20 protein-coding genes and 3 pseudogenes are annotated in these 21,733 nt (G+C 68.9%); 15 read left to right on the forward strand and 8 right to left on the reverse strand.

Annotated elements, in window-relative coordinates:
- Positions 1-151 precede the first annotated feature (151 nt).
- The 8 genes and pseudogenes from BN4348_RS56520 to BN4348_RS56555 all read left to right on the forward strand — a co-directional run.
- Positions 152-1,369 (forward strand): annotated as a pseudogene (locus tag BN4348_RS56520) (virulence factor Mce family protein); the annotation flags it as partial.
- A 55-nt stretch (positions 1,370-1,424) separates the two neighbouring features.
- Positions 1,425-2,582 carry a virulence factor Mce family protein gene (locus BN4348_RS56525; RefSeq protein ID WP_066917373.1) on the forward strand — a complete coding sequence of 386 codons (1,158 nt, stop codon included), beginning with the start codon at positions 1,425-1,427 and terminating at the stop codon, positions 2,580-2,582.
- On the forward strand, positions 2,576-4,126 hold the full coding sequence (locus BN4348_RS56530; RefSeq protein ID WP_066917374.1) for a virulence factor Mce family protein: 1,551 nt from the start codon (positions 2,576-2,578) through the stop codon (positions 4,124-4,126). The genes BN4348_RS56525 and BN4348_RS56530 overlap by 7 nt, the downstream gene beginning before the upstream one ends.
- Before the next feature lie 62 nt (positions 4,127-4,188).
- The gene (locus BN4348_RS56535; protein WP_372513932.1) at positions 4,189-4,932 is read left to right on the forward strand and encodes an Mce protein; all 744 of its coding nucleotides are present in this window, start codon (positions 4,189-4,191) and stop codon (positions 4,930-4,932) included.
- Complete coding sequence (locus BN4348_RS56540) at positions 4,929-5,915, forward strand: RDD family protein (RefSeq protein WP_066917375.1); 987 nt, start codon at positions 4,929-4,931, stop codon at positions 5,913-5,915. Before BN4348_RS56535 ends, BN4348_RS56540 begins: the two co-directional genes overlap by 4 nt.
- Positions 5,912-6,466, forward strand: a complete 555-nt coding sequence (locus tag BN4348_RS56545) for a mammalian cell entry protein (protein ID WP_066917376.1) — start codon at positions 5,912-5,914, stop codon at positions 6,464-6,466. The genes BN4348_RS56540 and BN4348_RS56545 overlap by 4 nt, the downstream gene beginning before the upstream one ends.
- Complete coding sequence (locus BN4348_RS56550; protein ID WP_066917377.1) at positions 6,433-7,149, forward strand: mammalian cell entry protein; 717 nt, start codon at positions 6,433-6,435, stop codon at positions 7,147-7,149. The genes BN4348_RS56545 and BN4348_RS56550 overlap by 34 nt, the downstream gene beginning before the upstream one ends.
- 23 nt (positions 7,150-7,172) lie before the next feature.
- Entirely contained in the window at positions 7,173-7,850 is a 678-nt protein-coding gene (locus tag BN4348_RS56555) for a YoaK family protein (RefSeq protein WP_066917378.1), read from the forward strand.
- Here the strand turns inward: BN4348_RS56555 and BN4348_RS56560 are convergent.
- From BN4348_RS56560 to BN4348_RS56575, 4 genes are all read right to left on the reverse strand, one after another.
- Entirely contained in the window at positions 7,847-8,956 is a 1,110-nt protein-coding gene (locus BN4348_RS56560; protein WP_096866233.1) for a phosphodiester glycosidase family protein, read from the reverse strand. The two genes, BN4348_RS56555 and BN4348_RS56560, sit on opposite strands and share 4 nt — an antisense overlap.
- Before the next feature lie 79 nt (positions 8,957-9,035).
- Positions 9,036-10,442, reverse strand: a complete 1,407-nt coding sequence (locus tag BN4348_RS56565) for a YhgE/Pip domain-containing protein (RefSeq protein ID WP_066917380.1) — start codon at positions 10,440-10,442, stop codon at positions 9,036-9,038.
- A 36-nt stretch (positions 10,443-10,478) separates the two neighbouring features.
- On the reverse strand, positions 10,479-11,204 hold the full coding sequence (locus BN4348_RS56570; RefSeq protein ID WP_066917381.1) for a pirin family protein: 726 nt from the start codon (positions 11,202-11,204) through the stop codon (positions 10,479-10,481).
- Positions 11,205-11,214: 10 nt separating this feature from the next.
- Positions 11,215-12,027, reverse strand: a complete 813-nt coding sequence (locus BN4348_RS56575; RefSeq protein ID WP_066917389.1) for a MarR family transcriptional regulator — start codon at positions 12,025-12,027, stop codon at positions 11,215-11,217.
- Positions 12,028-12,131: 104 nt separating this feature from the next.
- Here BN4348_RS56575 and BN4348_RS56580 point away from each other — a divergent pair, with 104 nt between their 5' ends.
- Positions 12,132-13,265: an NAD(P)H-dependent amine dehydrogenase family protein gene (locus BN4348_RS56580; protein WP_084454666.1), complete on the forward strand. Its 1,134-nt coding sequence runs from the start codon at positions 12,132-12,134 to the stop codon at positions 13,263-13,265.
- On the opposite strand, the gene BN4348_RS56585 is transcribed toward BN4348_RS56580, so the two are convergent.
- Positions 13,262-14,680 carry an alpha/beta hydrolase domain-containing protein gene (locus BN4348_RS56585; RefSeq protein WP_066917383.1) on the reverse strand — a complete coding sequence of 473 codons (1,419 nt, stop codon included), beginning with the start codon at positions 14,678-14,680 and terminating at the stop codon, positions 13,262-13,264. The two genes, BN4348_RS56580 and BN4348_RS56585, sit on opposite strands and share 4 nt — an antisense overlap.
- A complete protein-coding gene (locus BN4348_RS56590; RefSeq protein ID WP_084454670.1) occupies positions 14,677-15,801 on the reverse strand; it encodes a sigma-70 family RNA polymerase sigma factor in 1,125 nt (374 codons plus the stop codon). Before BN4348_RS56590 ends, BN4348_RS56585 begins: the two co-directional genes overlap by 4 nt.
- Here BN4348_RS56590 and BN4348_RS56595 point away from each other — a divergent pair.
- The 4 genes and pseudogenes from BN4348_RS56595 to BN4348_RS56610 all read left to right on the forward strand — a co-directional run bounded on the left by BN4348_RS56595 (position 15,752) and on the right by BN4348_RS56610 (position 19,481).
- Complete coding sequence (locus BN4348_RS56595; protein ID WP_066917385.1) at positions 15,752-16,588, forward strand: alpha/beta hydrolase; 837 nt, start codon at positions 15,752-15,754, stop codon at positions 16,586-16,588. The genes BN4348_RS56590 and BN4348_RS56595 overlap by 50 nt on opposite strands.
- Positions 16,589-16,633: 45 nt before the next feature.
- Positions 16,634-17,023: pseudogene (locus BN4348_RS56600) on the forward strand (DUF2786 domain-containing protein); the annotation flags it as partial.
- Positions 17,023-17,367, forward strand: a pseudogene (locus tag BN4348_RS56605) (TIGR04338 family metallohydrolase); the annotation flags it as partial. The pseudogenes BN4348_RS56600 and BN4348_RS56605, both read left to right, overlap by 1 nt.
- Positions 17,364-19,481, forward strand: a complete 2,118-nt coding sequence (locus BN4348_RS56610) for a beta-glucosidase (protein WP_211145787.1) — start codon at positions 17,364-17,366, stop codon at positions 19,479-19,481. The pseudogene BN4348_RS56605 and the gene BN4348_RS56610, both read left to right, overlap by 4 nt.
- Before the next feature lie 43 nt (positions 19,482-19,524).
- On the opposite strand, the gene mymT is transcribed toward BN4348_RS56610, so the two are convergent.
- On the reverse strand, positions 19,525-19,671 hold the full coding sequence (gene mymT, locus BN4348_RS56615) for a copper-binding metallothionein MymT (RefSeq protein WP_084454672.1): 147 nt from the start codon (positions 19,669-19,671) through the stop codon (positions 19,525-19,527).
- A gap of 109 nt (positions 19,672-19,780) precedes the next feature.
- On the opposite strand from mymT, the gene BN4348_RS56620 reads away from it, so the two are divergent.
- A complete protein-coding gene (locus tag BN4348_RS56620) occupies positions 19,781-20,440 on the forward strand; it encodes an O-methyltransferase (RefSeq protein ID WP_066917386.1) in 660 nt (219 codons plus the stop codon).
- 84 nt (positions 20,441-20,524) lie between these two features.
- A complete protein-coding gene (locus BN4348_RS56625) occupies positions 20,525-20,965 on the forward strand; it encodes an SPW repeat protein (protein ID WP_066917387.1) in 441 nt (146 codons plus the stop codon).
- 20 nt (positions 20,966-20,985) lie between these two features.
- Here the strand turns inward: BN4348_RS56625 and BN4348_RS56630 are convergent.
- Positions 20,986-21,733, reverse strand: a 748-nt coding sequence (locus BN4348_RS56630; RefSeq protein ID WP_211145788.1) for a dihydroxy-acid dehydratase domain-containing protein, incomplete at its 5' end; no start/stop codon positions are given.

A 21,733-nucleotide genomic window follows, 5' to 3' on the forward strand; every position in this document is an offset into this window, starting at 1 on the left:
CGCCGGCCGGCCCGACGCCGCCACCGTCGACGTTCGCCCCCGCGCTGCCGCCCGGTCCGCCCGCACCACCGGGACCCGGCCAGCAGCTGCCGGCGCCGTTCATCAACCCCGGCGGCACGGGAGGTAGCGGCATCACGGGAGGTAGCCAGAATTGAGCACCATCTTTGATGTCCGCAACATCCGGCTGCCGAAGCTGTCCCGGACGTCGGTGATCATCGGGTCGCTGGCGATCGTGCTGGCGCTGGTGGTCGGCTACGCCGGGTGGCGGCTTTACCAGAAGCTGACCAACAACACGGTCGTCGCCTACTTCCCGGAGGCCAACGCGCTCTACCCGGGCGACAAGGTCCAGATCATGGGGCTGCGGGTCGGCACGATCGACAAGATCGAGCCGGCCGGCGACAAGATGAAGGTCACCTTCCACTACGAGAACAAGTACAAGGTGCCGGCCAACGCGTCGGCGGTGATCCTCAACCCGACCCTGGTGGCCTCGCGCGCGATCCAGCTGGAGCCGGCCTACAAGGGCGGCCCGGTGCTGGCCGACAACGCAGTGATCCCCGAAGAGCGCACTCAGGTGCCAGTGGAGTGGGACCAGCTGCGCAACAGCGTCACCAACATCATCTCCAAGCTCGGCCCCACGCCCGAGCAGCCGAAGGGGCCCTTCGGTGAGGTCATCGAGTCCTACGCGAACGGCCTGGCCGGCAAGGGCAAGCAGATCAACACCACGCTGAACAGCCTGTCGCAGGCGCTGACCGCGCTGAACGAGGGTCGGGGCGACTTCTTTGCGGTGGTGCGCAGCCTGGCGCTGTTCGTCAACGCGCTGCACTCCGACGACCAGCAGTTCGTCGCGCTGAACCAGAACCTCGCCGATTTCACCGGCCGGCTGGCCAGCTCCGACGGCGCCCTGGCCGACGCGATCGCGCAGTTCGACAGCCTGCTCACCACCGTGCGGCCCTGGCTCGACAAGAACCGCGAGGTGCTGACCCACGACGTCAACAACCTGGCGACCGCGACCAACGCGCTGCTGCAACCCGATCCGCTGAACGGGCTGGAGACCGCCCTGCACGTCCTGCCGACGGCCGCGGCGAACATCAACCAGATCTACCACCCGACGCACGGTTCGGTCGTCGCCGTTCCGGCGATCACCAACTTCGCCAACCCGATGCAGTTCATCTGCAGCTCGATTCAGGCGGGCAGCCGGCTCGGGTACCAAGAGTCCGCCGAATTGTGCGCGCAATACCTGGCGCCGATCCTCGACGCGATCAAGTTCAACTACCTGCCGTTCGGCTTGAACCTGTTCTCCACCGCCGAGACGCTGCCCAAGGACGTCGCCTACTCCGAGCCGCGGCTGCANCGCCCGCGCCCGTGGCGGCGCCGGCGCCCAACGCCGGTGGGCCGGCGGCGCCAGCTGACTTCGGGGGTGGCCAGTGAGTGCATTCCGGATCGTTCGCCACCGCGCCTGGCAGGGGCTGGTGTTGGGGGTGGCCGCGCTGGTGCTGAGCTCGTGCGGCTGGCGCGGCATCTCCAACGTGGCGATTCCGGGCGGGCCGGGCAGCGGCTCGGGCGCGATGACCATCTACGTGCAGATGCCGGACACGCTCGCGATCAACGGCAACAGCAAGGTGATGGTCGCCGACGTGTTCGTGGGCTCCATCAAGAACATTCAGTTGAAGAACTGGGTGGCGACCCTGACGCTGGGCATCGACAAGAACGTCAAGCTGCCGAAGAACGCGACGGCCAAGATCGGCCAGACCTCGCTGCTGGGTTCGCAGCACGTGGAGCTGGCCGCACCGCCCAACCCGGTGGGGCAGCTCAGGGATGGCGACACCATTCCGCTGAAGAACTCGTCGGCGTTTCCCACCACCGAGCAGACCCTGGCCAGCCTCTCGCTGATCCTGCGCGGCGGCGGCATCCCGAACCTGGAGGTGCTGCAGAACGAGGTCTTCAACATCTTCAACGGGCGCGGCAACCAGATCCGGGCCTTCCTGGGCAAGCTGGACACCTTCACCGACCAGCTCAACCAGCAGCGCGATGACATCACCCACGCGATCGACTCCACCAACCGGCTGTTGGTCTACGTGGGTGGCCGGGCCGACGTGCTGGATCGGGTGCTGACCGACGTCCCGCCGCTGATCAAACATTTCGCCGACACCAAGCAGCTGCTGATCAACGCCGTCGACTCCGTCGGCCGGCTGAGCCAGGCCGCCGACCAGTACCTGTCGGAGGCGCGCGGCCCGCTGCACACCAGCCTGCAGTCGCTGCAATGCCCGCTCAAGGAGCTCGGCCGCGCCTCGCCGTACCTGATCGGAGCGCTGAAGCTGATCCTCACCCAGCCGTACGACATCGACACCATCCCGAAGCTGATGCGCGGTGACTACCAGAACGTCTCGCTGACGCTCGACCTGACTTATAGCGCCATCGACAACGCGTTCCTGACCGGCACCGGATTGTCGGGTGCGCTGCGCGCGCTCGAGCAGTCGTTCGGGCGGGACCCGGAGACGATGATCCCCGACGTCCGCTACACGCCGAACCCGAACGACGCGCCCGGCGGTCCCCTGGTGGAAAGGGCGGATAGGAATTGCTGACTCCCTTCATCAGACGCCAGCTGATCGCGTTCGGGATCCTGACCGTGATCTCGATCCTGGTGCTCGGCGTGTACTACCTGCAGATCCCGAGCCTGGTGGGCATCGGCCGGTACACGCTCAAGGCGGACCTGCCCGCGTCCGGCGGCCTGTACCCGACGGCGAACGTGACCTACCGCGGCATCACCATCGGCAAGGTCACCGACGTCGAGCCCACCGAAAAGGGCGCGCAGGCGACGATGAGCATCGACAGCCGCTACAAGATCCCCACCGACGCCGTCGCCAACGTGCACTCGGTGTCGGCGGTCGGCGAGCAGTACCTGGACCTGGTGTCGACCGGCAACCCGGGCAAGTACCTCTCGTCCGGGCAAACCATCACCAAGGGCACGGTGCCCGCCGAGATCGGGCCCGCGTTGGACACCGCCAACCGGGGGCTCGCCGCCTTGCCCAAGGACAAGATCGGCCAGCTGCTCGACGAGACGGCGCAGTCGGTCGGCGGGTTGGGCCCCGCCCTGCAGCGGCTGGTCGACTCCACCCAGGCGATCGTCGGTGATTTCAAAACCCAGATCACCGACGTCAACGACATCATTCAGAACTCCGGGCCGATCCTGGACAGCCAGGTCAATTCCAACGCTGCGATCGAGCGCTGGGCGCGCAACCTGAACAACCTGTCGGCGCAGGCCGCCCGGGAGGACGGGCACCTGCGCAGCGTGCTGCGCCAGGCGGCGCCGACCGCCGACCAGGTCAACTCGGTCTTCAACGACGTCCGCGACTCGCTCCCGCAGACGCTGGCGAATCTCGAGGTCGTGTTCGACCTGTTGAAGCGCTACCACACCGGCGTCGAGCAGGTGCTGGTGTTCCTGCCGCAGGGCGCCTCGATCGCGCAGACGGTCGCCGCGCCGTTCCCGAACATGGCCGCGCTCGACCTGGCGTTGTCGATCAACCAGCCGCCGCCGTGTCTGACGGGGTTCATCCCCGCGTCGGAGTGGCGGTCCCCGGCGGACGTCAACCTGGCGCCGCTGCCGTCGGGCACCTACTGCAAGATCCCGATGGACTACCCGGCCAACAGCGTGCGCGGGTCGCGCAACATCCCGTGCACCGATGTCGCCGGCAAGCGCGCGGCGACGCCGCGGGAATGCCGTGACCCCAACCCCTACGTGCCGGCGGGGACCAACCCCTGGTACGGCGACCCGAACCAGATCCTGACCTGCCCGGCGCCCGCGGCGCGCTGCGATCAGTCGGTGCGCCCGGGCATGGTGATCCCGGCGCCGTCGATCAACACCGGCCTGAACCCGGCGCCGTCGGACCGGGTCGCCGGGACACCGCCGCCCACCAGTGACCCGTTGTCGCGGCCGGGATCGGGTACCGTGCAGTGCAACGGCCAACAGCCCAACCCCTGTGTCTACACTCCGAGCGGGCCTCCCGCGGCCATCTACAGTCCTCAGAGCGGTGAGCTGGTGGGTCCCGACGGAGTCAAATACTCCGTCGAAAACTCGACCAAAACAGGAGACGACGGATGGAAGGAGATGCTGGCACCGGCCGGCTGAACCCCCCACCCATGCCGAGGTTTCGTCGACTGCGTAGGCACTCCCAGAAATCCAGTCCGAAGATCCACCAGGAGCCGGCGGCTGCTGCCGAGGAGACCACCCCGCAGGAGACGGCCGAGGACTCGAAGGAATCCGAGGACGGAACCGAACAGATCAGCCCGGCGGTGACGGCCCCGGACGGAACCGAGCAGACGCTCGAGTCCGAGGAGACGACCGCGGAGGCGCCGACGCCCGAGGAGACCACGGCGGAGGAGACCCCGGAGCCCGGGAACGAGGCCGAGGGCGGGAGCGCCGGTGCCGAACGCCGTCCGTCGCGGCTGGGTCGCGGGTGGCTCGCCGGGATCGCCGCGGCGCTGGTGCTGTTGGCCGGCGGGCTCGGGACCGGTGGCTACTTCGCACTGCGCTACCACCACCAAAGCCAGGTGATCGCGCGCAACGACGCCGCGGCGCTGAAGGCGGCGGTGGATTGCGTCGCGGCGACGCAGGCGCCCGACACCAGCGCGATGGCCGCGAGCGAGCAAAAGATCATCGACTGTGGGACGGACGCGTTCCGCTCCCAGGCGCTGCTGTACACGAACATGATCGTCCAGGCGTATCAGGCCGCGAACATCCACGTCGAGGTCGCCGACGTGCGCGCGGCGGTGGAGCGCAACAACGGAGACGGTTCGATCGACGTGCTGGTCGCGATGCGCGTCAAGGTGGCCAGCGATCAGTCGCAAAAGGAAACGGGCTACCGCCTGCGGGTGAAGATGGCATTCGCCGAAGGGCAATACCGGATTTCCAAGCTCGACCAGGTGACGAAGTGACGGTGGTGGTCGAGGAGACTGAACGGCAGGCTCAAACCAAGGCGGACGTTGCGGCCGCGCCGCGGGATGCCTTGGCGCCCTGGCGCATTCGTGCGGCCGCCTTCGCCGTCGACGTCCTTCCGTCGATCGCCGTGACAACGACGATGGGATTGGTTGCCTGGACTGTGGCCCAGCACCCGATTTGGTGGTGGGTGTGTGTCTCGGTGGGCGGCCTGGCCATCCTGCTGATGCTGGCCAACCGGTTGCTGCTGCCATCGATCACGGGTTGGAGCCTGGGATGGGGCCTGCTGGGCACCACGCTGGTGCGCGACGACGGCACGGCCGTCGGGCCCTGGGGGCTGCTGCTGCGGGATCTGGCCCACCTGGTCGACACCGCTTCGGTGGTGGGATGGCTTTGGCCGCTGTGGGATTCGCGGCGCCGCACGTTCGCCGACATGCTGCTGGGCACCGAGGTGCGACGCGTCGAAGCCGACGAGGCGGCGCCCAACCTGCGGCGGTGGACCGCCGCGGCGGCGCTGACCGCGGCGGCGGTGTGCCTTTCCGGCGCCGCGGTGAGCTATCTGGTGGCGTATTCCCCCGATCGGGCGAGCGATCAAAGCAAGGCCCAGATCCAGGCGCAGGGGCCGAAGATGGTCGCGCAGATGCTCACGTATGACCCCAAGTCGTTGAACGACGACTTCGCCCGCGCCCGGTCGCTGGCGACGGACAAGTATCGCAAGCAGCTGCAGGCGCAGCAGGACGTGGTCCAAAAGGGCACGCCGGTCATCAACGAGTACTGGCCGATCGACTGGTCGGTGCAGTCGGCGACCCCGAATCGGGCGACGATGCTGCTGTTCCTGCAGGGCCGGCGCGGAAACGCGCCCGACGAGCGGTATATCAGCGCGTCCGTTCGGGTCGATTTCGCCAAGGGTGGCGACGACCGCTGGCGCGTCGATGAGCTCACCGTGCTGACCAAGCCGAAGCCGCGGGGGAACGAAAAATGAGCCCCCGCCGCAAATTTGAGCCCGGCGAACGACCGCTGCTCGTCGATCAGCCGGCGCCGCCGCGGCCGCCGTGGGGATTGCCGGTGGCCAGCGCGGTCGCCGCGCTGCTCATGGTGGCGGCGATCGCGGCGTGCACCCTGATGCTCATCTCCCATGAAACCCGCCTGCGCGCCGCGTCGAAGGAGCGCGAGGTGCTCAGCTACGTGTCGGGGTTCATGACGCAGTTCACCTCCATCGACCCCTATCACGCCAACGACTACGTGACGCGGGTATTGGCCCAGGCGACAGGCGATTTCGCCAAGCAGTACCACGAGAAGGCCAACGAGATCCTGCTCCAGGTGGCCCGCGCCGAACCCGCGACCGGCACCGTCCTGGGCGCGGGGCTGGAACGGTGGAACGACGACGGCAGCGCGACCGTGATGGTGGCGACCGACGTGACCTCCAAGTCCCCCGACGAAAAGCAGGTATTCGAGAACACCAATCGTTGGACGGCAACCGTCACGCAGGAAGGGAAGCAGTGGAAAATCAGCAACCTGCTGCAGGTGATCTGACCACCGACGCGGAGGAATCGACCTCCGAGTCGGCCTTGGGCGATTTCGACGAAAGCACCGAATCGGCAACCGAATCCGCCGAAACCTCACCCGACGAAGGCGCCGAGAACGCGGAGGCCGCGGAGACCGGGGAGGCCGCCAAGGTCAAGCGCCCCCGGCGCAAGCTGCTGGCCGGCAAGCGGCTCGCCATCGTCGTCACGCTGGCCGCGATGCTGTTCGTCGGTTCCGCGGCATTCGCGGGCGCCATGGTGCAGCCGTACCTGACCGATCGCGCCAGTGCCGCAACAAAGCTGAAGGTGGCCCAGACCGCGGCCAACGCGATCACCACGCTGTGGACGTACACGCCGGAGAACATGGATGGGCTCGCCGATCGCGCGGCGGCCTACCTCAGCGGCGACTTCGAGGCCCAGTACCGCAAGTTCGTCGACGCGATCGTGGCCCCCAACAAGCAGGCCAAGGTCAGCAACCACACCGAAGTCACCGGCGCGGCCGTCGAATCGCTGGACGATCCGAATGCCGTCGTCATCGTGTACACCAACACCACGTCCACCAGCCCGCTGACCAAGAACATCCCGTCGCTGAAATACCTGTCCTACCGGCTGTTCATGAAGCGCGCAGGCGGCCGCTGGCTGGTGACGAGGATGACGACGATCACCTCGCTGGACCTGACCCCGCAGGTCTGACGCGGCCGGATCCCAACCCGCACATGCCCGTTGCGTCGCCGGTGTCCGAGCGCTCGACCGTCGCGGCGCTGCTGTTGCTGACCTTTGCCACCGGCCTGGCCGACGCGATCAGCATCCTGGTTCTCGGCCACGTCTTCGTGGCGAACATGACCGGCAACGTGATCTTCCTCGGCTTCTGGCTGGCCCCCAGGAGCAACATCGACCTGACGGCGGTGGTGGTGGCGCTGCCCACCTTCGTCTGCACCACGATCATCAGCGGCCGGTTGGCACGGCACTTCGGTGAGCGGGTACGACCGTGGATAACCACCGTGCTGGCAACCGAAATCGTGTTGTTGGTGACGTTGTCGATCCTGGCGGGCAGCGGCGTGCTGCGCTACCACGACGACACCAAGCTGATCATGATCGGCCTGCTCGCGGTGACGTTCGGTCTGCAGCACTCGAGCGCGCGGCAGTTCGGGATCCAGGAATTGTCCACCACGGTGCTGACGTCGACGATCGTCAGCCTCGGCCTGGACAGCCACCTCGCCGGCGGGACGGGCGCCCGCGAAAGGCTGCGTTTCAGCGTCGTTTTCACGATGTGCGCCGGCGCCCTGGTCGGCGCGACGATGTCACGGTTCGTCGTCGCGCCGGTGTTCGCGGTCACGGCGGGGGTCGTGGCGGCGAGCCTGCTGATCTTCCGCTTCGGGCCGGCCGACGGCTAGTTGAAGGCCAGCCAGCTGGGCAGCGCCCGTTCGTGGGAGTCGCACAGCACCTGGCGGGTGTCGCACGATCCGCGCGGCGACCCGGCGCCCGCCCACATGCCGCCGGTGTCGCGGCGCAGCACGATGGCCGACGACCCGCCGCCGTCGAGCAGGACCGCGGTGTCGCTGCCCAGGCCGCGGAACAGGTCCTGGATGTTGTCCGGGGTGTAGCTGCCGCCCTCGAAGACGTACATTTCGTCGCGTTGCTTCACGTAGGCGAGGGCCGTTCGGGCCGCGCTGGGACCGCCGTCGTTGAGCTGCCCGGTCTTGCCGGGGGACAACAGGCCGATCCCCGATACCGCGACGAACCGCTCGTTGCGATTCAGCAGGTCCGCGACCACCGGAGTGGCGACGTCGTAATCCTGGGGGCTTTTGGGGCGCAACACATACGGCGCACCGCCCGCGGGCAGGATCATCGTCGACAGGGCACTCCAGCTTTCGCCGCCGCCGGAGAGACCCTGCTTGCCCGGATATGCGACCGTGCCGGTGACGGCCTGGTTCGCGCGACCCTGGCCGTGGGTGTTGTCGACGAAGGCACCCAGCGGGGAACTGCAGCCGGTCTGCCGCCAGGAGCCTGCCTTCTGCGGACGGATGTCGAAGAAGTTGGCGTTGATCGCGATCGTCGGCTGCCCCAGTCGCTGCCACGCCTGCAGCGGCGGGTAGACCTCCGATGCCTGCCACAGTCCCTCGCCGGTGCGGGCGCCGGGATTGTTTTCGCAGCGCGCCTGATCGCCCTGGTGGCTGTCCACCAGCAGGTGCGGCGCGAGTCGCCCGGCCGCGTTCTTGATGACCATCAGGTGGCCGCCGTTGTTCATCTCGTACCAGCTGCCGCCGGCGTTGAGCAGCGGCGTCGGGTGACCGGGGCCGAAGTTATAGACGAGGTAGGAGCCCCGGGTGGTCTGGATGGCGTTGGCCAACAGGTCGCGCCCGTCCGCGGCGCGCGCGACGGGTTGTCCGGTCGTGCATGCCAGGACCGCGCACGCGGCCGCTGCGGTGCAGCAGGCCGCCAGCCGGCGCAGGCTGGCAAGGGGCGTCAGCACGGTGGACCTTTCGGCGCGTATAGCTATGCAACATGAATAGCATCAGTCACACCAGTCACACTGTCAATTTTGATAACGAACGCGTGACGCTTGGGCCGCACTCGAATTACGTTTGCTCGCTTGGACTTTCGCTTTCGGCGTCGGCGTCGGCCTCGGCCTCGGTGTCGGTGGCGCTCTCCCGCTTGCTCACCCGTGCCCGGTGCTCCGCCTGGTGTTGCGCGGCGATCGCCAGCTCGACCGCGCCCTGGATACGGTGGAAGCCCTTGCGGTCGTAGAGGTGCGTGATGATCCCACCGAGCAACAGCCCGATCACCAGGCCGATCGTGGTCAGCCACAGCGCCTGGGACAGACCGGAATCGGCACGGCCATCGAGGTAGACCAGCGACCGCACGCCCAGGAAGACCTGGTGCATCGGCTCGAATTCGGCCAGCCAGCGAAAGAACCGTGGCGTGGCCTCCAGCGGAACGGTGGCGCCCGCGGACGGCAGCCCGAGGATCACGAAGATCAGCATGCTGACCAGCAGGCCCATCGAGCCCAGCACCGACAAGATGGAACTCGACGTGATGCCCACCGCGATGATCGCGAACACCCCGAACGCCCACAATTGCCAGCCGAGCGGAATGGGCATGCCGAGCCCATGGGCGATGGCCAGGTAGACCGCCGACGTCAGCAGCGCCAGCGCCACCATAATGGCCCATTTGAGCAGCAGCGTCTGGAATCTCGAGATCCTCACCTGCTCGGCGAATCGGTACACCGGGCCCCATTCCGCGGGCACATAGCCGAGCAGCGCGTCCACCAGCGTGCTGACCACGACGCTGCCTGTGAAGCCCGCGAGCAGCAGCAGCAGCGCGAAATAGAAGGCCGACAACCCATTACCGGTGCCGTTCGGCAGCGGGTTGTGCACGTTCGCCTTGACCTCAATCGGATTGGCGAGGCCCAGCGCCGACGCGCCGGTCAGCGGAGCGCCCCCGGTCTGCGCCGCGACGTCGGCCATAAGCCGTTGCCCCACTTTGCCATTGGCCACGGCCATCGCCTGGGTGAGTGTTTGTCCGGCGATGCTGGACCCCAGTGTGCCCGCTCGCGGGTTCGTCGAGATGGTGACCGACGGCCGGGTCACGCGGCCGGGCGTGACGGCGCTGGCCCCGTATTCGCGCAGGTTGGACGAGAAGGTCGGCGGGATGACCAGCTCTCCGTACACCTGGGCGGTGTCCAGCAGCCGCTGGGCGGCGTCGTGGGATACCACCCGTACGTCGAACCTGTCCTTGTCCAACCCGGCCACCATGCCGTCGGCGATCTGCGCCCCGAACGGTCCGGCGTCCTCGTTGACCACGGCGACGGGAAAGTGCCGCAGGTTGGTCATCGGGTTCAGGATGCCGCCCAGGTACAGCGCGCACAGCGCCGACATCAGCGCCAGCGTGACGACGATGGGCAGTGCCCAGAACCGCACGGTCCGAACTGCCTTGATATTCCGCTTGGGGTTGGGCGCCGCGTGCCGCGGCTGCGATTGAGACATGCGGGCTCCTGTCTGTCGTGCCCACTCTATGTGGTCTCAGGCGCCCAACTTGGTATGCATCTCCCAGATCAGCAGCTCCGCCGGTGCGACCGCCGTCACCCGCGCGCCGTCGGCGCCGGTGAACCGGACGGCGTCGCCGTCGGCGAGGTCACCGATTTCGGCCGCGTTGATCCGGCCCCGTGCGACGAATACGTGCAGGTAGGGTGCCTGCGGCAGGTTCACCGAGTCGCCGGGCCCGAGCCGCGTGCCGTGCAGCGCGGCGTTGCGGTTGTGCAGCGTGATGGCCGCCGCGATGCCCGGGATGCCTGAGGCGATGGTCACAAGTCCGCCCGACAGCTCCTCGTCGCCGATCTTGTGTTGCTGGTAGCCCGGTGTGATGGCGGTCTCGTCGGGGACCACCCACATCTGCACGAAATGGACTGGTTCCGAGGCAGAGTCGTTCCTCTCCGAGTGCAGGATGCCGCTGCCGGCCGACATGCGCTGGGCCAGACCGGGATAGATGACCCCGCGGTTGCCGGCGGAGTCCCGGTGGGTCAACTCGCCGCGCAGCACCCAGGTCACGATCTCCATGTCGCGGTGTGGATGCGTGTCGAATCCCGTTCCGGGCGCGACGATGTCGTCGTTGTTGACCAGGAGCAACCCATGGTGGGTGTTATCGGGGTCGTAGTGGTCGCCGAACGAGAAGGAGTGCCGGGACGTCAGCCAGGACGTCGTGGTGACGGCCCGGTCGGCCGCACGCCGGATCTCGACGGTTGCGGGCACGGGCTCTAGCCTAGGCCAACATCGCCTGCGCGTGCCGCAGCGCGGCGTCGAGCGCGGCCAGGGTCAGCCCGGCCGAGTGGCCCAGGTGGATCTCGATTTGGTACTCCGGCTGGCCGGCCACGCCGAAGATCGGCAGTACCACGAATTCCGTTGATGCCAGCTCCGTTTCGAGTTCACGCGTGACGGATCGCAGCGTCACCATGGTCATCAGGGTGGTGAGCCGGCGCGCCACCCGCGCGGTCGGCTCCAGCGACGCCAGCACGTCCGCCAAGCGGTGGTGTAGCGATTGATGGGTGTCGTCGAACTGCCACGCCCCGTAGCCGCGGGCGCGGATGTCGGCGAGCACCCGCTGCTGCTGGGCAACTTCGGCGCGCGCCAGCCGCGGTGTGACGCGGTGTAGCCAGCTCTCGACGGATTCGTCGTCGCGCCAAGCCATGGCGACCAGGCCGAACGGCGGGTCGATGGGGAAGCGCTGACCGACCGCGTGCTCGCCGTCGGTGCCATGGCCGACCGCGTCGACGGTGGTCAGGTGGCGATCGCCGATCCTCGACATCGAGCAGCCGGCGCTGAGCGCGTCATGCAGGAAGCGCAGCGCGTCACGCCCGCGGTCCAGTAGGGGAAACTGGGTGCGCAGCCCGTGCACCAGGGCAAACAAGCCACTGCCCAGCACGTAGCGGCGGTCATCCCGGCGCACCACCCAGGCGCGCCGCTCCAGTTCGGCCAGCACCAGGGCGCAGGTCGAGGTGCTGATCCGGCAGGCCTTCGCCAGCTCCGCCGAGGTGTGCCCCCCGGGTGAAAACGCCAGCGCCCCAAGCACATCCATCACGCGAGCGGTGGGCGGCGACTTGGTGGTTGACTCACCCACACGCGGCTCCTTACGATCCGTCCAAAATCTACCGATAGTCGTCCTAATATTAGGAGAACATTGTGCTCAAGGTGGGAGTTTGGGGACCGGGCTCGATGGGCGTGATCGCCCTGCGCGGGGTGATCGACCATCCGGAGCTGGAGCTGGTCGACCTCGTCGTGCACAGCGATGCCAAGGCGGGTCGCGACGCGGGAGAGCTGTGCGGGATCGCACCCGTGGGCGTGATCGCCACGCAGGACCCGGCGCCGATGCTGGCCGGCGACGCCGACGCGGTGGTGTACGCGGCCGGTGCCAACCTGCGTCCGCTCGACGCCGTCGAGGACATGGCGTCGATCCTGCGGTCGGGCAAGAACGTGGTGTCGTGCTCGGTAGTGCCGCTGGTGTTTCCCGACGCCCTCGACGCGGCGCTCACCGATCCGCTGCGCCAGGCCGCGCTGGACGGCCGAGCGTCGTTCTTCACCACCGGGATCGACTCCGGCTTCGCCAATGACGTGCTGCCGCTGGTGCTCTCGGGGGTTTCCCGTGTCATCGAGTCGGTGCGGGTGACGGAGATGTTCAACTACGCCACCTACCCGGACCGGGCCGCGGTCTACGAGATCCTCGGGTTCGGCAAGCCGCCCGAGTGCCAGGCCTTCGCGGCCCAGCCGGGAATCTTCACGTTCGGCTGGGGGCCCGTGCTGCACCAGCTGGCCGCCGGGTTGGGCGTCAAGATCGACAACATCGAGGAGAGCAACGACCGCATCCCCACCGCCGAGTCCTTCGACACGCCCACCGGCCACATCGAGGCGGGAACGATCGCGGCCATGCGCTCCACGCTGACCGGATACGTCGGCGGGAAGCCGACGTTCGTCCTCGATCACGTGACGCGGATGCGCGACGACATCGCCCCGGACTGGCCCCAGCCCCACATCGCCATCCCGCCCAAGGATCTCGGCTACGGCATGGCTTCGGGACGCGGCCTGTATCGCGTCGAGATCGAGGGGTCCCCAAGCATGCGTTGCGAATTCGAGATGGCCGAGGACCACGACCACGACCTTGGCGCGCGCATCGCCGGCGCGTCGCGGATGGTCAACGCCATCCCCGCGGTGTGCGCGGCCCCGCCCGGCCTGCTGTCGGCGCTGGACCTGCCGCTGATCACCGGGGCCGGGCTGGTCGGGTCGGTGCAGGGGCCGTCACCCGACAGCCGGCTCTTCTAGGTGCACGGATACGTCGCGGCGGCGAGTTCGAGGATCTCGGCGCGATCGGCCGCCACGATGAATCCCGATCCGATCGCCCTGTCCAGCGCGGCCGTGAAGCCGTCGAGGTACTGCCCGGCCCCGCCCGGATAGAGCCGGTCCAACGTCGCGGCGTCGAACGGCTCGCCGGAGCCGAAGATCGCGGCCATGAGGCTCTCCACGCCGGCCCCTGAGCTGGGCAGGCCGGAGGTCCGGGCGATCGGCACGTCCACCCACGGGGTCCGGACGCCGCCCCGGGCAACGCCGTTGGGATCCAGAACGGCCCGCGGCGGATCGCCGTCGCGGACCTCGATCGGCGGGGCCGCCGGCGCCGGCTCGCCGGTTCGCACCCAGGTGTGCAGGGCGGCGATCGCCGCCTGCACCACGTAATGGTGCTGCGGCGCGAAGTTGATGTAATGCCCCAGCTCCTGACCCATCAGCATGTTGGTCGGGGCGTAGGCCGACACGACGGCATCCAGGGGCGCCGAGCCGTCGTCGATGGGCGCCACCTGGATCGTGTAGTTGTCGGCGTGCGCGGCGCCGGCGATCTCCCAGACCCGCAGCCATTGGTTGTCGGGTTGCCTCGCGGAGTAGTAGCCGTGCCGGGGTCCACCGAACAGATCGGTCTCGGTGATGATCGCGACGAGCGGCACGCGCAGGTCGGTGCGGAACGCGACCGCGTCCGGCGATGCGCCCTGCGATTCGTCGAAGATGGAAGCGCCGTCCAGCGGTGCCGCCGACGCGAACCGGGAATGCACCAAAAAGCCGTCGAAGCTTCGCGCCAGCGGAGCGACGGCGTTGACGTAGGTGGTCAGGAACATCGCGGATTGCGACTCGCCCACGGCGATCACCCGGCGCACACCCAGATCGCCCAGCGCGCCGTCGCGGACCAGCTCGCCCGCCTGGGAAAAGATGTCGTAGGAGAACTCGTCGCCGGGGTGGTGCAGGGCCGCGTACCGCGCCGGGTCCTGGCTCTTCAGGGACATGTCGAAGCCGAGCATGCTGGTGCCGCCGCCCTCCACCCCCACCCGCTGCGCCGAGACCGCAACGTAGGCGTAGCCCGCGCGCAGGATCTCGCGATGGGCCATCATCCACACGGCCGGGGCGTCGATGCCGCCGCTGACATTGAGCCATTCGACGAGCACGGTGCCATTGAAATCGGAGCGCCGCGCGGGGGTCAGCGCCACGATCCGCGTCGTGTATTCGGCGGTGCCGCTGGGCGTTACGCTCCACTGACCGTCGGCGCCCAACGCGGCCGTCGGCGCGTAGGACGAGGCCGTGCCGGACACGAAGAATTCCTCGGCGACGTAGCCGACGCCGGCGATGTCGAAGGCGCCCAGCAACAGCAGCGGTTTGCCGGGCGCGGGCGCGACGAGCGGGCGATCGGGCGTCGTCACAGGGAACCGGGCAGCCCGAACTTCGGGAACAGGGCGCCGTCGAGGAAGGCCACCACGTGCGAGACCCGACCGTCCCGCACGTCGAGCACGTGCAGCTGGAACGGCAGGTGCACGTCACCCGCGCGCATGTACATGGCCGCGCCGGGCTGGCCGTTGGCGACCACGGGAAGCAGGCGCATGTCCCCGGGGCGCTCGGCGGGGCACTGCTGGTGGATGAGCGTGACGATGTCCCGGGCGCCCCGGTACCAGCCGACATACGGCGGCATCTCCCAGATCGCCTCGGCGGTGAACAACTCGACCAGGCGGTCGATGTCGTAAGCCTCGAATGCGGCGATGTAGCGGTCCAGCAGGTCCTGCGCCTCGGCCGAATCCGGCGGCGTCAAGCGGTCGCTCGCGCTGGGCTGCACGGCTTCTAGCTGGGTGCGGGCCCGCTGCAGCAGGCTGTTGACGGCGGTGGTGGTGGTGCCGATCGCCGCGGCCACTTCCGCCGCCTTCCACTGCAGCACGTCGCGCAGCAGCAGCACCGCCCGCTGCCGGGGCGAAAGGTGTTGCAGCGCCGCGACAAAGGCCAATCGCACCGACTCCCGCGACCCGACGATCACCGACGGGTCCGCCGGGTCGTCCGTCAGCTCCGGCAGTGGCTCCAGCCAGGGCACCTCGCGACGCTCCACCAGCTCCGCCGTCGGCTCCGAGCTGGGCGCTCCCAAGCCGGTCGGCAGGGGGCGGCGCTCGCGGCCCTCCAGCGCCGTCAGGCACGTGTTGGTGGCGATGCGGTGCAACCACGTCCGCATCGAGGACCTGCCCTCGAAACGGTCGTAGGCCTTCCAGGCCCGCAGCAGCGTCTCCTGCACCAGATCCTCGGCGTCGTGCAGCGACCCGGTCATCCGATAGCAGTGCGCGAGCAGCTCGCGGCGGTACGGCTCGGCGTCGGTGGAGAAGTCCGCGCCGACGGCCGGGTCAGCGTCGAAGTTTCCGGCGTTTTCGGTGAGCACCCTCACCCGGACGAGCCTACGCAGTGTCTCCGACAGAGTCTTTGTCAAGGCCCACCCCCGAGCCACTACGCTGCCCAAGATGACTACGCGCACTGAACGGACCTTCGAGGGCGTCGGCGGCGTGCGCATCGTCTATGACGTCTGGACGCCCGACACCGCGCCGCGGGCGGTGGTCGTGCTGTCGCACGGCCTCGGCGAGTATGCCCGCCGCTACGACCACGTCGCGCAGTGCTTCGGCGGCTCGGGGTTGGTCACCTACGCGCTGGACCACCGCGGGCACGGCCGCTCCGGCGGCAAGCGGATGCTGGTGCGGGACATCTCCGAGTACACGACGGATTTCGACACCCTGGTCCGCATCGCCACCCGGGAACATCACGGCCTCAAATGCGTTGTGCTCGGGCACAGCATGGGCGGCGGGATCGTGTTCGCCTACGGGGTCGAACGCCCCGACAACTACGACATGATGGTGCTGTCGGCGCCGGCGGTGGCGGCCCAGGATCTGGTGTCGCCGCTGATGGTGCTCGCGGCCAAGGTGCTCGGCGTCGTCGTGCCCGGCCTTCCGGTGCAGGAGCTCGACGTGGACGCCATCTCACGCGACCCGGCGGTGGTGGCGGCCTACAACGCCGATCCCCTGGTGTATCACGGGAAAGTTCCGGCCGGCGTCGGGCGCACGCTGCTGCAGGTCGGCGAGACCATGCCGCAGCGGGCGCCGGCGTTGACCGCGCCGCTGTTGGTGGTGCACGGCTCCGACGACCGGCTCATCCCCGTCGCCGGCAGCCGCCGGCTGGTCGAGTGCGTGGGATCCACCGACGTCGAGCTGAAGGTGTACCCGGGGCTTTATCACGAGGTCTTCAACGAGCCGGAGCGCGACCAGGTGCTCGGCGACGTCGTCTCGTGGATCACCGCCCGGCTCTGAGCGGCCGTCGGCGGACTGTCGTCTCGTTGCGTTAGTTTGGCGCACATGAGCGACGACAAAATGCTGGCCCGCATCGCCGCGCTGTTGCGTCAGGCCGAGGGTACCGACAACTCGCACGAGGCGGACGCCTTCATGAGCGCCGCGCAGCGGTTGGCGACGGCGGCGTCCATCGACCTGGCGGTGGCGCGGTCGCATGCGGCCAAGCGCTCGCCCGTGCAGGCCCCGACCCAGCGGACCATCACCATCGGCGCGGCCGGCACCCGGGGGCTGCGGACTTACGTGCAGCTTTTCGTGGTGATCGCGACCGCCAACGATGTGCGCTGTGACGTGGCGTCGAACTCGACGTTCGTCTACGCGTACGGGTTCGCCGAGGACATCGACGCGACGCACGCCCTCTACGCCAGCCTGGTCGTCCAGATGGTGCGGGCGTCCGACGCNCCGTCCAGCGCTACGTCGACGACGTCCTCGCGCTGCCGTCGGTGCGGCGACGCTGGCCGGATGTCGCGCCGCTGCGGGTGCGGTCGCGGCGCGCCGCCACCGCCGCGCACTACGAAAACCGTGATGGCGCAGGCACTATCGCGGTCCCCGACCGCGACACCGCCGACTGGGCGCTGCGCGAGCTGGTGGTGCTGCACGAGGTGGCGCATCATCTGTGCCGGGCCGAGCCGCCGCACGGCCCGGAGTTCGTCGCGACGATCTGTGAATTGGCGGAGCTGGTGATGGGGCCGGAACTCGGGCACGTGCTGCGGGTCGTGTACGCGAAAGAGGGTGTGCGGTGAGCGATCCCGACGCCCGGGCGCGCGAGGTCGAGGCCCAGATGACCGACGACGAGCGGTTCGCGCTCCTGGTCGGGGTGATGGGTGTCGGGGAATTGTGGCCCGTGCGGGACGAACGCATCCCGCCGGGGGTCCCGATGAGCGCGGCGTATGTGCCCGGGATACCGCGGCTCGGTGTCCCGGCGCTGTTGATGAGCGACGCCGGGCTCGGCGTCACCAACCCCGGCTATCGCCCGGGTGACACGGCCACCGCCTTGCCCGCCGGGCTGGCACTGGCCGCCGGTTTCGATCCCGCGCTGGCGCGCGCCGCCGGGGGCGTGATCGGCCGCGAGGCCCGCAGCCGCGGATTCAACGTGCAGCTCGCCGGGGCCATGAACCTCGCACGCGACCCGCGCAACGGCCGCAACTTCGAATACGTCTCCGAGGACCCGCTTTTGACGGCGACGATTGCCGGCGAATCGGTGCACGGGATCCAGCGCGAGGGCGTCATCTCGACGGTCAAGCACTACTGTTTGAACTGCAACGAGACCAACCGGCACTTTCTGGATGCGGTCATCGATCCCGACGCGCACCGCGAATCCGACTTGCTGGCCTTCGAGATGGCCATCGAGCGCGGCGCGCCCGGCGCCGTGATGGCCGCCTACAACAAGATCAACGGCGACTACGCCGCCGCCAACGACGTCCTGATCAATGGCGTGCTCAAGGGCGCGTGGGGGTATCGCGGCTGGGTCATGTCCGACTGGGGCGCGACGCCGGGCTGGGAATGCGCGCTGGCGGGCCTGGACCAGGAGTGCGGCGCGCAAATCGACGCGCTGCTGTGGCAGTCGGAGGCGTTCGGGGAGCCCCTGCGCGCCGCGTATGCCGAAGGCAGGATTTCCGGGGAGCGCCTGTCGGACATGGTCCGCCGGATCCTGCGGTCGATGTTCGCTGTCGGCGTCGATCGTCCCGAAGCCGCAACCGCACCGGACATGGACGCGCACAACGCGATTGCACTGCGGATCGCCCGCGCCGGGATCGTGCTGCTGGCCAACCGCGGGGTGCTGCCGCTGGCGCCGGAGTCGAGCGCACGCATCGCCGTCATCGGTGGCCACGCGCACGTGGGTGTCGCGGCCGGCTACGGCTCGGCCACCGTCGTCCCGCCCGGCGGGTACGCCGCGGTGGTCCCGATCGGCGGCCAGGGCCTGGAGGCCGGGTTGCGCAACCTGTACCTGCTGCCGTCGAGCCCGCTGAGCGAGCTGCGAAAGCAGCTCCCCCAGGCGCAGATCGAGTTCGATCCGGGCCTGGGCCCCACGGAGGCGGCGATGGCGGCGCGGCGCGCCGACGTCGCGATCGTGTTCGCCGTCCGCGCCGAAGGCGAGGGCTTCGACGGCGCCGACCTGTCGCTGCCGTGGGGCCAGGACGCGGTGATCGCCGCGGTGTCGGCCGCGAACCCGAACACGGTCGTGGTGCTGGAGACCGGCAACCCGGTGACGATGCCCTGGCGCGACTCGGTGAACGCCATCCTGCAGGCCTGGTACCCGGGCCAGGACGGGGGCCGGGCGATCGCGGAAGTCCTGGCCGGCCAGGTGAATCCGTCGGGCCGGCTGCCGGTCACGTTCCCGGTCGACCTCGGCCAGACCCCGCGCCCGGAGCTGCCCGATCCCGGCACCCCGTGGGGGACGCCGACCACCATCGACTACCTCGAGGGGGCCGATGTCGGCTACCGCTGGTTCGCCAAGCGCGGCCTGGTACCGATGTTCGCGTTCGGTCATGGGTTGTCCTACACCAGGTTTGAGTATCGCGGCCTGGTGCTCGGTGGCGGAGATACGATCAGGGCCAGTTTCAGCGTCGCCAACGTCGGCGACCGCGCCGGGGCCGACGTCCCGCAGCTGTACCTGACGGCGGCCGCCGGCGAGCGATGCCTGCGACTGCTGGGATTCGAACGGGTGGAGCTCGAGCCGGGCGCGACCGGCCGGGTGAGCATCGAGGCCGACGCGCGCCTGCTCGCCCATTACGACGGCGGCGCGCGGACGTGGCGCATCGCGCCGGGCGATTACACCGTGGCGGTGGGCGCGTCGGCCGTCGCGCTCCAACTGACGGGCGGGGTGGAGCTGGCCGGTCGTGCGTTCGGGCGCTGATTCGCGGTGATCCGCGAGGCCCGGACGCACGACCGGCCCGCGGCTACTCGACCGGCGTCAGTTCGTCGCCGCAGGTGCAGCGGTACGGTTCGCCCGCGCTCGAGCAGTGGCAGGGAACCTCGATGCGAACGCGGCATCCGCAGCCCTCGTGGCCACAACTCAGCAGGGCTCCCGCCTCATAGGTTGCCATTTCCATCACCCTTCTCTCTCGTCGGGGACTCGCAGGCTCACTTTATACCCCATGGGGGTATCTAGTAAATAGGTGGGTGAGCGCGCGGCGCCCGGGTAGCGTGGGCGACATGACGGCAGGCCCAACCCCGCAAGACGTCGACGCATTCTTGGACAGCACAGTGGTGGGCGACGACCCGGCCCTGACCGCGGCGCTGCAGGCCAGCGATGCGGCCGGGCTGCCTCAGATCGCCGTCTCGGCGCAGCAAGGCAAGTTCCTGTCGCTGCTGGCCGGTGCGATCGGGGCGCGCCGCATCCTCGAGGTCGGCACGCTGGGGGGCTTCAGCACCATCTGGCTGGCGCGCGGAGCGGGACCCGAAGGTCGCGTGGTGACGCTCGAATACGAGCCCAAACACGCCGAGGTCGCCCGGTCCAACCTGCAGCGCGCCGGCGTGGGCGACCGCGTCGAGGTGATCGTCGGCGCCGCGCTGGACACGTTGCCGACGCTCACCGGTGACCCCTTCGACCTGGTGTTCATCGACGCCGACAAGGAGAACAACGCGGCCTATCTCGAGTGGGCGGTTCGGCTGGCTCGTCCCGGTTCAATCATCTTGGTGGACAACGTCATTCGTGAAGGCCGGATCCTCGAGACGGAGTCCGACGATGCCAAGGTGCAGGCGACGCGCCAGACGTTGCAGGTGATGGGCGAGCACCCGCGGCTGGACACGGCCGTGATCCAGACCGTCGGGGCCAAGCAGTGGGACGGGTTCGCGCTCGCGGTGGTGCGCTGAGGGGTGCGCGGGCGTAATCTTGACCACAGATGGATGGGTGCAGTCGGGCTCAAAAGGCTTGCTGCATAACAGAAAGGTCACAAAATGAGTACGGTCCATTCATCAATAGATCACCACCCCGATTTGTTGGCTCTGCGCGCGAATTACGAGCGCGTCGCCGAGTCGACGAGCGCGCATGTCACCTTCGGCCTGGCCCTGCTGACGGGCCTGTACGTGGCCGCCTCGCCGTGGATCGTCGGGTTCAGCGCGACGGCATCGCTTGCCACGTCCGACCTGATCGCCGGGATCGCGGCGGCGTTCCTGGCGTACGGGTTCGCCACGGCGCTGGACCGCGCGCACGGCATGACCTGGACGTTGCCGGTGCTCGGCGTCTGGGTCATCGTGTCGCCGTGGATCCTGCCTGGCGTCGCGCTGACGGCCGGCATGCTCTGGTCGAACGTCGTCGCGGGTGCGTTGCTGACCGTCCTGGGCCTCAACGCGACCTACTTCGGCGTACGCACCCGGGCGGCGGGCACACACGCCTAGTCGCGAATTCGGTTAGGCGGCTAGCCGCAGACCGCGCCGATCGCGGCCGAGCTGACCAACTTCACGTACTTGGCCAACACCCCGGTCTTGTAACGGGGCGGGGGAGGCGTGAAATCCTTTCGCCGCGACTCGAATTCGGCCGGGTCGGTCAGCACGTCGAGGGTGCGGGCGGCCACGTCGAGGCGGATCCGGTCGCCGTCGCGCAGCAGGGCGATCGGACCGCCGTCGACCGCCTCCGGCGCGACGTGCCCCACGCACAGGCCGGTCGTGCCGCCGGAGAACCGGCCGTCGGTGAGTAGCAACACGTCTTTGCCGAGGCCGGCGCCCTTGATCGCGCCGGTGATGGCGAGCATCTCGCGCATCCCGGGGCCGCCCTTGGGGCCCTCGTACCGGATCACCACGACGTCGCCGTTGGTGATGGTGCCGTCCTCGAGCGCGTCCAGCGCGGCCCGCTCACCGTCGAAAACCCGTGCGGTGCCTTCGAACACGTCGGAGTCGAAACCGGCCGTCTTGACCACCGCGCCCTCGGGCGCGAGCGATCCGTGCAGGATGGTGATCCCGCCGGTTGGATGGATCGGGTTGTCCAGGGCCCGCAGCACCTTGCCGTCCGGGTCGGGCGGGGCGATGGCGGCCAGGTTCTCGGCCAGCGTCTGGCCGGTCACCGTCAGGCAGTCGCCGTGCAGCAGGCCCGCGTCCAACAGTGCCTTCATGATCACCGGGACCCCGCCGATGTGGTCGACGTGGGACATGACGTGCCGGCCGAACGGC

Source organism: Mycobacterium interjectum, from assembly GCF_900078675.2.
GTDB lineage: Bacteria > Actinomycetota > Actinomycetes > Mycobacteriales > Mycobacteriaceae > Mycobacterium > Mycobacterium interjectum.